The 11,690-nt window shown below is 73.4% G+C and carries 11 protein-coding genes; 3 read left to right on the top strand and 8 right to left on the bottom strand.

Going from position 1 to position 11,690, the window contains the following annotated elements:
* Positions 1-52: 52 nt before the first annotated feature.
* The 6 genes from rlmB to RKE29_RS22815 all read right to left on the bottom strand — a co-directional run bounded on the left by rlmB (position 53) and on the right by RKE29_RS22815 (position 6,030).
* Positions 53-1,003 carry a 23S rRNA (guanosine(2251)-2'-O)-methyltransferase RlmB gene (gene rlmB, locus RKE29_RS22840; RefSeq protein WP_312007445.1) on the bottom strand — a complete coding sequence of 317 codons (951 nt, stop codon included), beginning with the start codon at positions 1,001-1,003 and terminating at the stop codon, positions 53-55.
* A gap of 112 nt (positions 1,004-1,115) precedes the next feature.
* Positions 1,116-2,516, bottom strand: coding sequence for a cysteine--tRNA ligase (cysS, locus tag RKE29_RS22835; RefSeq protein ID WP_312007444.1), 1,401 nt, complete (start codon positions 2,514-2,516; stop codon positions 1,116-1,118).
* A gap of 268 nt (positions 2,517-2,784) precedes the next feature.
* Positions 2,785-3,189: a PPOX class F420-dependent oxidoreductase gene (locus RKE29_RS22830; RefSeq protein ID WP_312007443.1), complete on the bottom strand. Its 405-nt coding sequence runs from the start codon at positions 3,187-3,189 to the stop codon at positions 2,785-2,787.
* A gap of 184 nt (positions 3,190-3,373) precedes the next feature.
* Positions 3,374-3,856, bottom strand: coding sequence for a 2-C-methyl-D-erythritol 2,4-cyclodiphosphate synthase (gene ispF, locus RKE29_RS22825; RefSeq protein WP_312007446.1), 483 nt, complete (start codon positions 3,854-3,856; stop codon positions 3,374-3,376).
* 145 nt (positions 3,857-4,001) lie between these two features.
* Complete coding sequence (gene ispD, locus RKE29_RS22820) at positions 4,002-4,787, bottom strand: 2-C-methyl-D-erythritol 4-phosphate cytidylyltransferase (protein WP_312007442.1); 786 nt, start codon at positions 4,785-4,787, stop codon at positions 4,002-4,004.
* Positions 4,788-5,547: 760 nt separating this feature from the next.
* A complete protein-coding gene (locus tag RKE29_RS22815; protein ID WP_009716930.1) occupies positions 5,548-6,030 on the bottom strand; it encodes a CarD family transcriptional regulator in 483 nt (160 codons plus the stop codon).
* Between the two features lie 689 nt (positions 6,031-6,719).
* Here RKE29_RS22815 and RKE29_RS22810 point away from each other — a divergent pair.
* Positions 6,720-7,343, top strand: a complete 624-nt coding sequence (locus tag RKE29_RS22810) for a DUF461 domain-containing protein (RefSeq protein ID WP_312007440.1) — start codon at positions 6,720-6,722, stop codon at positions 7,341-7,343.
* A 377-nt stretch (positions 7,344-7,720) separates the two neighbouring features.
* Here RKE29_RS22810 and RKE29_RS22805 read toward each other — a convergent pair whose 3' ends face one another.
* Together RKE29_RS22805 and RKE29_RS22800 are read right to left on the bottom strand one after the other, a co-directional pair.
* Positions 7,721-8,401 (bottom strand): response regulator transcription factor, encoded by a 681-nt coding sequence (locus RKE29_RS22805; RefSeq protein ID WP_312007438.1) that lies wholly within the window; start codon positions 8,399-8,401, stop codon positions 7,721-7,723.
* A complete protein-coding gene (locus tag RKE29_RS22800; protein ID WP_312007437.1) occupies positions 8,398-9,687 on the bottom strand; it encodes an ATP-binding protein in 1,290 nt (429 codons plus the stop codon). Before RKE29_RS22800 ends, RKE29_RS22805 begins: the two co-directional genes overlap by 4 nt.
* Positions 9,688-9,966: 279 nt before the next feature.
* On the opposite strand from RKE29_RS22800, the gene phoU reads away from it, so the two are divergent.
* Positions 9,967-10,659 carry a phosphate signaling complex protein PhoU gene (phoU, locus tag RKE29_RS22795; protein ID WP_312007436.1) on the top strand — a complete coding sequence of 231 codons (693 nt, stop codon included), beginning with the start codon at positions 9,967-9,969 and terminating at the stop codon, positions 10,657-10,659.
* A 325-nt stretch (positions 10,660-10,984) separates the two neighbouring features.
* On the top strand, positions 10,985-11,161 hold the full coding sequence (locus RKE29_RS22790) for a hypothetical protein (protein WP_312007435.1): 177 nt from the start codon (positions 10,985-10,987) through the stop codon (positions 11,159-11,161).
* The last annotated feature ends 529 nt before the right edge of the window (positions 11,162-11,690 follow it).

Below are 11,690 nucleotides of genomic sequence, written 5' to 3'. Positions count from 1 at the left end.
CGCGCGCCGAGCCCGCGCGCCGGGCCGCGCCCGCGTCAGGCCCGCGCCGGCCTCAGCCCCGCCGCCGCGCCGCCTCGTACAGCACCACGCCCGCCGCCACGCCCGCGTTCAGCGACTCCGCCCCGCCCGGCATCGGAATCCGCACCCGCACGTCGCACGTCTCGCCGACCAGCCGGGACAGGCCCTTCCCCTCGCTGCCCACGACGATCACCACCGGGCCGTCGAGCACGTCGGTGTCCCCCAGCTCCACCTCGCCGTCCGCCGCGAGGCCGACGACCAGCAGGCCCTCCTTGCGGTACGCCTCCAGCGCGCGCGTCAGGTTGGTGGCGCGCGCGACCGGGGTGCGCGCCGCCGTGCCCGCCGACGTCTTCCACGCGCCCGCCGTCATGCCCGCGGCGCGCCGCTCCGGGACCACCACGCCGTGCCCGCCGAAGGCGGCCACCGACCGGACCACCGCGCCGAGGTTGCGCGGGTCGGTGACGCCGTCGAGGGCGACGATCAGCGGGTCCTCGTCCGCGTCGGCCGCCGCGTCGGTCAGGTCCTCGGGGTGGGCGTACTCGTACGGCGGGATCTGGAGCACCAGGCCCTGGTGGTTCAGGCCGCCCGTCATCCGGTCCAGCTCGGGCCGGGGCGCCTCCATGAGGTGGACGCCGTTCCGTTCGGCGGCGAGCTTCAGCGCCTCGCGCACCCGGTCGTCGTTGTCGATGAACTGCTGCACGTACAGCCGCGTGGCCGGTACGCCCTCGCGCAGCGCCTCCAGCACCGGGTTGCGGCCGACGACCATCTCGGCCGGGCCCTGGCCGCCGCGCCGGGCGGCCGGACGGCGGGCCGCCTGCCGGACGCGCGCCTGGGCGATGCGCTGCTTGGCGTGGCCCTTGCGCATCTCGGCGGGCGGGGTGGGACCCTTGCCCTCCAGGGACCGGCGCCGGTTGCCGCCGCTGCCGACCGTCGCGCCCTTCTTGTTGCTGGTGCGGCGGTTCCTGCGCTGGCTGTTGCCGGCCATGGTTCACCCGTCCTTCGCTCGCGGCCCGCGGGCGGGCGGTGTCCCGCGCGCGTCCGCCTTCCCTACCGTACGAAACTGCCGAAGACCGCCATCGCGGCCGGTGCGCCGCCGCTCAGCGCGAGCCCAGCTCCCAGCGGGGGCCGGACGGCGTGTCCTCCACCACCAGGCCCGACTGCTGCAACTGGTCGCGGATGGCGTCCGCCGTCGCGTAGTCCTTGCGGGCCCGCGCGGCCTGCCGCTGGTCCAGGACGAGGCGTACGAGCGTGTCGACCACGCCGTGCAGGTCCTCGCCCCGGTCGGCGTCCCCGGCCCAGTGCGCGTCGAGCGGGTCCAGGCCCAGCACGCCGAGCATGGCCCGCACCTCCGCCAGCCGGGCGACCGCCGACTCCTTGTCGTCTGCGGTCAGGGCGGAGTTGCCCTGCCGCACGGTGGTGTGCACGACGGCGAGCGCCTGCGGCACGCCCAGGTCGTCATCCATCGCCTCGCGGAAGGCGGGCGGCACCTCGGGCGCGGGCTCGACGACCTCGCCGGTCTTCTCGGTGACGCGCTGGACGAAGCCCTCGATGCGCGCGAAGGCGGACTCTGCCTCGCGCAGCGCCTCCTCGCTGTACTCGATCGTGGAGCGGTAGTGCGGTCCGGCGAGGTAGTAGCGCAGCACGAGCGGGCGCCAGCGCTTGACCATCTCGGAGACGAGCACGCTGTTGCCCAGCGACTTGCTCATCTTCTCGCCGCTCATGGTCACCCACGCGTTGTGGGTCCAGTAGGCGGCGAAGTCGTCGCCGTACGCCCTGGACTGGGCGATCTCGTTCTCGTGGTGCGGGAAGACGAGGTCGACGCCGCCGCCGTGGATGTCGAAGGCGCGGCCCAGGTACCGGTGGGCCATGGCCGAGCACTCCAGGTGCCAGCCGGGCCGGCCGCGCCCCCACGGCGTGTCCCAGCTCGGCTCGCCGGGCTTGGCCGCCTTCCACATCGCGAAGTCGCGCGGGTCGCGCTTGCCGGCCTCGCCCTCGCCGCCGGGCTGCCGGAGGCTGTCGAGGTCCTGGTTGGACAGCTCCAGGTAGTCGGGGAACGAGCGTACGTCGAAGTAGACGCTGCCCTCGGCGGCGTAGGCGTGGCCGCGCTCGATGAGGCCGCGCATGAGCTCGATCATCTCGGGGACGTGGCCGGTGGCACGGGGCTCGTAGGTGGGGGGCAGGCAGCCGAGCGCGTCGTAGGCGGCGTTGAAGGCGCGCTCGTTGGCGTAGCCGATCGCCCACCAGGGGCGGCCCTGCTCGGCCGACTTGGCGATGATCTTGTCGTCGATGTCCGTGACGTTGCGGACGAACGTGACCTCGTAGCCGCGGTGGGCGAACCAGCGGCGCATGACGTCGAAGTTCACGCCCGACCTGATATGCCCGATGTGCGGTGCGGCCTGCACGGTCGCGCCACACAGGTAGATCGAGACACAGCCCGGGACGAGCGGGGCGAAGTCACGGATCTGCCGGGCGCGGGTGTCGTACAGGCGAATAGTCACGCGTCAAGGGTAGTGGGAAGGCGGCACTGCCCCGCGACGAACCGGCCGCAGGACATGAAAGCGTGACACACGCTACGCGCGCGGCCGCAGTCCTGGGTCGCTTCGATCGTTTCAGAATCGTTCCTTGTCAGATGCTTATCACGGCATTGTCAGTTTGTGCCAGATCTTTCGGCCGACCGGTCGGGGCCGGGCGCGTCCGGGCAGGCCGGACCAGGACGGTGCAGGACGGTGCAGGACGGCGCAGGCCGGTGTGGAGCCGTCGGATCCGTCAGATCCGGGAGACGAGCTTCTCCGGTGTGATCCGTACGACGATGCGCTCGGCGTCCTGCCCGGCCTGCGGGTTGAACTCGGCGTACGGCTTGCCCGTGTACTTGAGCGACAGCTCGTTGATCAGCTCCTGGCCGCCCTCGGTGGTGTAGCTCGCGGTGCCGCGCACCTCGGCGTACGTGTACGGGGCGTCGAAGGGCTGCACCAGGACGCCGACCCGCGGGTCCCGCGCGATGTTCTTCTGCTTGCGCCGGCCCATGGTGGTGGAAAACAGCAGGTCGTCGCCGTCCCGGGTCACCCACACGGGAGAGAGCTGCGGGCTGCCGTCCGGCTGCACCGTCGCGACCGTGACGAAGATCGGCGAGTCGATGAGGCGCTTGAGGTCTTCGGAGAGGGTGACGGACACGGGACGCGGTCCTTCCGGTCGGGGCTGTACGGCCCCACTCGTACCCAGGGGCGCCGCAGATCCGCCTTTCGTCCGAAAAACGCCCCCGTACGGACCAAACCGGGCGCCGCCGGGCGGCCCACGGCCCGGTCCGGACGTACGGTCACGCGCCGGGCCGCACGGTCAGCGCCGTGGACGCGCGCGCTCAGGCCGCGCCCGCGCGGGGGAACACCAGCGCGGTGGCGATCGCCGCCAGGCCCTCGGCCCGGCCGGTCAGGCCCAGGCCGTCCGTGGTCGTACCCGACACCGACACCGGCGCGCCGACGGCCGCCGACAGGGCCGCGACCGCCTCCGCGCGCCGCTTGCCGATCTTCGGGCGGACGCCGATCACCTGGACCGCCACGTTCCCGATCGTGAAGCCGCCGGCCCGTACGATGCGGGCGGCCTCGGCGAGGAGGGTCACGCCGGAGGCGCCGGACCACTCGGGCCGGCCGGTGCCGAAGTGCGCGCCGAGGTCACCGAGCCCGGCGGCGGAGAACAGCGCGTCGCACGCGGCGTGCGCGGCCACGTCGCCGTCGGAGTGGCCCGCCAGGCCGTACGGCTCGCCCTCCCAGAGCAGGCCCGCGCACCACAGCTCGCGGCCCGCCTCGAAGGCGTGCACGTCGGTGCCGATGCCGACCAGCGGCAGCGCCGCCGCCGGGCCGGGCGGAGGCGGGACCGGGCCGGCGGAGGCGGCGGGGGCGGCGGGGGCGGCGGGGGCGGCGGGGGCGGCGGGGGCGGCGGGGGCGGCGGGGGCGGCGGGGGCGGCGGGGGCGGCGGGGGCGGCGGGCGGCTCAGGCGAAGCCATGGGCTCTCCTGCGGCGCGCCAGGACCGCCTCGGCCAGCACCATGTCCAGCGGCCGGGTGACCTTGAACGCCTCCTCGTGGCCCGGCACCACCACGACCTCGCCGCCGAGCCGCTCGACCATCCCGGCGTCGTCCGTGGCGCCGTCGCCGTCCACGCCGGTCTTCTCGTGCGCGGCCACGAGCGTGGCGCGGTCGAAGCCCTGCGGGGTCTGCACGGCGCGCAGCACGGCGCGCTCGGGGGTGCCGACGACCGGCTCGGGCTCGCCCGCGCGGTCGCCCGTACGGGGCTCGACCTGCTTGACGGTGTCGGTGACCGGCAGCGCCGGGACCACCGCGGGCGCGCCGTCCCGGACAGCGGCGATCACCGCGTCGACGGTGTCGACGGGCACCAGCGGCCGGGCCGCGTCGTGCACGAGCACGATGCTCACGTCGTCGGGCAGCGCGGCGAGGCCGAGCCGCACCGACTCCTGGCGGGTGTCGCCGCCGGGCACGACGGCCACCTCGGTTCTGCCGCTGAGCGGGTGCTCGTCCAGCACGCGGCGGACCTCCGCGACCCCGTCGGCCGGGGCCACCACGACGACGAGCGACACCGCGCGGGAGCCGGCCATGGCGCGCACGGCGTGCACCAGCATGGGCGTGCCGCCGAGCGCGCGGAGCTGCTTGGGCGCGCCCGGTCCGAAGCGGACGCCGCGGCCGGCCGCGGGGATGACCGCGGCGGTGCGCGGCGGGCGGGCGGGGCGGCCGGGTGAGCCCGGATCCCCGGATACGGACATTGAGTTGGCGTTCAGGTTTGTTTCCTCGGCCGAAATGGGTATGGCCAAAAGCGTGCCGGGCGAGACCCGCCGACCAGCCCCTTCCGTTGCCGTCTGGTCGACATTCTGGGCCACCAGCCGCCCAGGCCCGGCACCTTGGCCAGTGCTGCCGGGCACCGCGACGAGGCGGTGCCTGCGGACCTGGCGGACCGGACCGCGGCGGCCCGCCCGTGGGCGGCCCGGATCTACCGTACGCGGCACGTGCGGCGGCCCTCCAGGCGGGTCCGCCCAAGAGCCGCGCGGAGCGCCGAAGTCCTGACGTCTCCCAGCCCAGAGGTCTTCTCGGGCTTTCCGGATGTCGCCGGATCTCGGGATGTCGGAGCCTGTGCACGCCGACGCGCATGCTGACCAGGCATGCCGATACGTGCGCCGACCGTGGGCGCGCTCGCGCGCGCCAAACCGGCTCCGCGGCTTCGCCTGCCCACCGCCAGGCCTGAACCGCCGAACGGCCGCAGCCGCTGTCCACCAGGGCGGACGCCTACCGCCCTCGGCGGACCGGGCGGCCGCTGCCGCGAGCGCCGCTCTCCCCGCCGCCCGCGCCGCGGACTGGTTACGAGAGGACCGCCGCGGACCGGTGACGAACCGCCGCAGGCCGGGCGTGTCGCGGGCGCGTCCTCGCGCACCCCGCGCAGATGCCGCAGAGCCCGGATGACGGCGAGGCGCGACGGACTGCTCGTTCCCATCGCGCGGCTACCGTCACTCGGGCACCACGGCAAGTGCGTCAGGACGCGAGGACCTCGTCGAGCAGCGCCTCGGCCTTGTCCTCGTTGGTGCTCTCGGCGAGGGCCAGCTCGCTCACCAGGATCTGCCGCGCCTTGGCGAGCATGCGCTTCTCACCGGCGGACAGACCGCGCTCGCGCTCGCGGCGCCACAGGTCGCGCACGACCTCGGCGACCTTGATCACGTCACCGGAGGCGAGCTTCTCGAGATTCGCCTTGTAGCGACGGGACCAGTTGGTGGGCTCTTCCGCGTACGGCGCGCGCAGCACCTCGAAGACCCGGTCCAGCCCGTCCTGGCCGACCACATCGCGCACCCCGACGAACTCCGCATTGTCCGCCGGGACGCGAACCGTGAGGTCGCCCTGGGCGACCTTCAGCACCAAGTAGGTCTTGTCCACGCCTTTGATCTGGCGAGTTTCGATGGCCTCGATCAGCGCGGCCCCGTGATGGGGATAGACCACGGTGTCGCCAACCTTGAACGTCATGTGACAGGTACCCCTTCCGTGGCTATCCAGAGTAACACGGGAAGGCCCCGTTCTGAATGGCGTTTCCGCAGGTCAGGGCATATCTCAGGGCTTGACAACACCGCCCGGGACGTGCTGGGAGACCGCCCCGGAAGCGGGTATTCGCAGGTCGGAGCGGCTGCACGGGTAGGGTGAAACGCGTACGTTACACGCCGGAACTCGTCAACACGAAGTGCCGTACGCCCGTTTTGTCGGAGTCCTGGACGCAGACTTCCGTTCGTCCGTTCGGCCGGATCCAGTCGTTCCGGCCCGTGTCGGCCACCAGTCGCCCCCGATTCCCCAATTGATCACGTTGGCGGGGTCCGGCCGCCGGAGGGCGATCCCGAGCCGTCCGCTCTCGTGATCAATTCCCGGAGCGTCCGCGCATTCGCGCGTCGGCCCCACCGCCTTACCGCCATACCGCCTTACCGATAATCATCGCCAGGCGGGCCGCCGGATATTCACCGCGAGCGGCACCAGATGCCGCGCGAGCGTGCGGCGGGGCGCACGGGGTGCCGCGGCGCCCCCGCGCGCGCCCCGGGCCGGTCCCCCGAGCCGGTCCCGCCAGGGGGCGGGTCGGGTGCGATGGCCGGAAGACGGATCGGTAACCTAAGCCCGCTGATCCAACTCATGCACCGCCCTGTCACCTCGTCCAAGGAGATGCCGCAGCCGTGAGCAGCAGCCTTCGACGCGGCGCCCTCGCCGCAGCCGTCACCGTGCTTACGATCGCCCCGCTCTCCGCCTGCGGCGCGGGCAGTGACGCGCAGACCCTGGAGATCAAGCCGGACAACGCCGCGGTCTCCGTCGGCGACATCAAGATCCAGAACGTGACCGTGGTGACCCAGCCGGACCTCAAGGCGAAGGGCCCCGCCGTCGTCACCGGCAAGCTCTTCAACAACGGGCGCCGGGACCAGACCCTCCGCGCCATCCGGCTGCCGGGCACCCACGCCGACGTGACCCTCTCCCCGGCCAAGGGCTCCGGCCCGGTGGTCGTCCCGGCCGGCGGCTCCATCGTCCTGGGCGGCGAGGGCAACCCGTCGGCGGTCGTCGAGGACGGGCGCGAGGCCGCCAAGGACGGCGACGCCCAGCCGATCGTCTTCGACTTCAGCTCGACCGGTGACGTGGCGCTGCGGGCCTTCGTGGTCCCGGCCAAGGGCTATTTCGCCGAGTGGGGCCCGGAGGTGGCCGCGTCCACGTCCGCCGGCCCGTCCACGTCCCCGTCCGGCGGCGAGGGCGGCGGCTCGGAGAGCGGTTCGGAATCGATCGCCCCGGGTGAGCACTCGCCCGGCGAGTGACCCGGCCCGGTGCCGTACGGGGGTCCGCACGGCGCGGGCGCACACGCGTGAGGAGGGCGGCCCCGGCGCGGGGCCGCCCTCCTCACGCGTACGGCGTCGCGTAGGCGCGTACGCGGCCCTCACGCCCGTACGCGCGCCATTGACCCGTACACCTCACACGCCCGTACGCGGCCTCACGCGCGTACGGCCCGCCTGCCCCGCGCGTACCCGGCCGCACGCGCGTACGGGCAGCAGGCCGGCACGCCTCCGCCCCGGCACACGCCCCAACGGACATCACGCACCCCCGTCACCTGCCGCCCGTCACCCGTACGAGCGACCTCCCGGCGCGCCCGCGGCGGGACGCCCCCCGGTGGCGGTCCCGCACGGCGCGCCGCCTGTCACGGCTCGAACTTGTACCCGAGTCCCCGCACCGTCACCAGGTAGCGCGGCGCGCCCGGGTCCGGCTCGATCTTGGCGCGCAGCCGCTTGACGTGCACGTCGAGCGTCTTGGTGTCGCCCACGTAGTCCGCGCCCCAGACGCGGTCTATCAGCTGCATGCGGGTCAGCACCCGGCCCGCGTTGCGCAGCAGCATCTCCAGCAGGTCGAATTCCTTCAGCGGCAGGTCGACCTTGCCCCCGCCGACCGTGACCACGTGCCGGTCCACGTCCATGCGCACCGGGCCGGCCTCCAGGGCGGCGGGCGCGGTCTCCTCCGGCTCGCCACGGCGGCGCAGCACGGCGCGGATGCGGGCGACCAGCTCGCGGGAGGAGAACGGCTTGGTCACGTAGTCGTCGGCTCCTATTTCCAGGCCGACGACCTTGTCGATCTCGCTGTCCTTGGCGGTCACCATGATGACCGGCACGTTCGAGCGGCCGCGCAGCTGCCGGCAGACCTCCGTGCCGGGCAGGCCCGGCAGCATCAGGTCGAGGAGCACGAGGTCGGCGCCGTTGCGCTCGAACTCGTCCAGGCCCTCGGGACCCGTCGCCGCCACGGCGACCTCGAATCCCTCCTTGCGGAGCATGTAGGACAGCGCGTCACTGAAGGACTCCTCGTCCTCAACGACCAGCACTCGGGTCACGGAAGGACCTCCGGGGCAGAGAAGTGTTCGTAGCTCTTGGTCTTGTACGGCCGGTCCTGGTCCTCTTTACCCAGGTCGTCATCTGCTTCCTCAAGGCTGTCGTCCGGCTCGATCAACGGGCGGTCCCGGTTCCGGCGCCCGCCGGCCTCCGGAAGCCGCAGGGTGAAGGTGGAGCCCTGTCCCTCGGCGCTCCACACCGTGACCTCCCCGCCGTGCGAGGCGACCACGTGCTTGACTATGGACAGGCCGAGGCCGGTCCCTCCGGTCTGGCGCGAGCGCGCGGGGTCGACGCGGTAGAACCGCTCGAAGATCCGCTCGCGGTCCCGCTCCGATATGCCGATGCCCTGGTCGGTCACGGCGATCTCGATCAGCGCGCCGCCGGGCGCGGGGACGCGGCGGGCGGAGACGCCCACGCGCGTGCGTGCCGGACTGTAGTTGACCGCGTTCTCCACCAGGTTGCCCAGGGCCGCGGCGAGCTGGCCGCGGTTGCCCCACAGGCGCAGGCCGGCCGTGCCGCCCGGAGCGATGGTGATCTGCTTGGCACCCGCCTGGTGGCGGCAGCGGTCGACGGCCTCCGCGACCAGCTCCTCCACGCCCACGGTCTCGGCGTCCTCCAGCGGGTCGTCGTTCTGCACCCGGGACAGGTCGATGATCTCCTGCACCAGGCTGGTGAGCCGGGTGGCCTCGGCCTGCATGCGGCCGGCGAAGCGGGTGACGGCCTCCGGGTCGTCGGAGGCGTCCATCACGGCCTCGGACAGCAGTGACAGCGCTCCCACGGGCGTCTTCAGCTCGTGGCTGACGTTGGCGACGAAGTCCCGCCGCACGGCCTCGGTGCGCCGGGCCTCGGTCAGGTCCTCCACCAGCAGCAGGATCAGCCGTGAGCCGAGCGGGGCGACGCGGGCGGACACCGCCAGCGCGTCGGCCCGGCCGCTGCCGCGCCGGGGCAGGTCCAGCTCGGTCTGCCGTATCTCGCCGTCGCGCCGGGTGTCGCGGGCCATCTCCAGCATGGGCTCCACGGCGAGCTTGCCGCCGCGCACCAGCCCGAGGGCGTACGCGGCGGAGCTGGCCTTGACCACGGTGTCGGCCTCGTCCAGGACGACCGCGGACGAGCGGAGCACGGACAGCACGGTGTCGACACCGGGCGGCAGCACGGCGTCGGTGTGCAGGGAGGAGCGCGTAGGCTTCGCCTGCTCGCGCTCGCTCCAGCGGAACGCCAGCATGGCGATGACGCCGGTGCACAGACCGACTGCCGCCGCCAGTGCGGCGATGGCCGCGTCCACGTTCATGCGACAAGGTTAGGCGGCGGCGCGGAGTGCTCCACAGACGTTCCGGCGTTCACTCGAACAGACGTTTCCGAGAGTTCACCCGCAGGTCAGGGCCGCTTCACTTCGGTGGCCGGAGCGCGACGCGTTGCGGGCGGAGCGTAAGGGCTCCGCCGTCCGCTGCCCGGGGCTCCAACCGCCCCGGGGCCGCGCGACACCGCGGAAGCCAGTAGCGTCACCAGCCAGCAGCACCCAGCCGTACGTCAGCAGGAGCGCAGCAGCGCGGCAGTGAGGAAGGTCAGTATGAGGGACGCCTACCACGAGGAACTGGACTCGATCGGGGAGAGCCTGGTCGACATGGCCCGGCTCGTCGGCTCGGCCATCGGCCGGGCCACCACCGCCATACTCGACGCGGACCTCAAGCTCGCCGAGTCCGTCATCGCCGCCGACGAGAAGGTGGACGACCTGCACCGGGACCTGGAGGCCCGGGCGATAGCCCTGCTGGCCCGGCAGCAGCCGGTCGCCACCGACCTGCGGATCGTCGTCACCAGCCTGCGGATGAGCGCCGACCTGGAGCGCTCCGGCGACCTCGCGCAGCACGTCGCCAAGCTGGCCCGGCTCCGCTTCCCCGACTCGCCGGTGCCGCGCGACCTGCACGCCACCATTCTGGAAATGGGCCAACTCGCACAGCGCCTGATGGCCAAGACCGGCGAGGTGCTGCTCACCAAGGACGTCGACCTGGCGCTCCAGCTGGAGCAGGACGACGACGCGATCGACCAGCTGCACCGGGCGCTGTTCCAGCACCTGATGGACGACCGCTGGAAGCACGGCATAGAGACAGCCGTGGACGTGACGCTGCTGGGCCGCTACTACGAGCGGTTCGCCGACCACGCGGTGTCGGTGGCCCGGCGCGTGGTGTTCCTGGTGACCGGCGAGCACGCGCACGAGTTCGTGCCGTCGGACCTCTCGGGGAGCACCGAGCCCGACGCCGAGTGAGGCGGGCGGGCGGCCCGGGGACCGCTCGGGACGTACGGGCCGCGGTACGGGCGCGTACGGGCGCGACGGGCTCGCAGGAGCGCGTACGGGCGCGTACAGGCGCATAGGGGCGCGAACGGGCAGGCATGGATGCGCGCGGAACGGCACAGGCGTGCGCAGGCGCGCACAGGGTGCATATCCCACCAACCTGCCACAGGGTCACACCGCCGTCATGATGCGTAGGCGTGCGCCGTCGCGCCGTTGACGCGCCCTCTCGTGCGCTCCTGCAATGGGGGCGGGCCCCGGCGCCCCGGGCCCGCACGACGAAGCTCTACGGAGGCGACACATGGCACACTCCGCCCACCTCGTCCAGCCGACCCCTGCCCCCGAGCGGCCCGCCACCGCGGACCGCCCGCTGACGACGCTGAAGACCCTGCCGGTGCTCGGCGCCTGCGGATGCGGTTCCGGCTGCGGCTGCGGCTGCCAGTCGGGCGGCAGCTGCCAGTGCGGCGGCGGCTGCTGACCGGTTCCACGAGCCGACCGGCCGGCCGTCACCGGCTGACCGCCGACTGACCGGCCGACCGCCGACCGCCTGACCGCCGAGCCGTCCGCTCGCCGTTCACGGCCTGGGGGGAGGGTGCCACCCGGCACCCTCCCCCCTGCCGTCGTACGTCCTGNAGTGAACGGCCTGTGACCTGCGGTCGGGCCGTCGTTGTTGGTCGTCATTGGTCGTCGTTGGCTGTCCTCGGACGGCCCACAGACGGCCCAGCGGGGACGGCCGGGGGCCGCTAACGTTAGCAACCGGGCCCGCTAGCGTTAGCGGCCCTGCTAGCGCCTCAGGCGGCCGTTGAACTGGACGTTAGCCGTTAGCGGGCCCCGGCCGGGAAGGCATCGAATCGACCCTGCGGCGGGGGTTGAGGGACCCCGGGGGCGGGACCGCTAACGCTCCGGGTACCTGGCCCCGGCCGGGCGGCCTTCCCACCGCTGGGGTCCGCCGCGCAGCGGGTCGCACGGCCGGTGCCGCTACGCTGAGTACAGGGAGGCGCCCGGAG

The sequence above is a fragment of the Streptomyces sp. B1866 genome, from assembly GCF_031932565.1.
In the GTDB taxonomy this organism is placed as follows: Bacteria; Actinomycetota; Actinomycetes; order Streptomycetales; family Streptomycetaceae; genus Streptomyces.
Note: the sequence above shows the minus strand (reverse complement) of the source record. Positions and strands in the feature narration are given on the sequence as shown.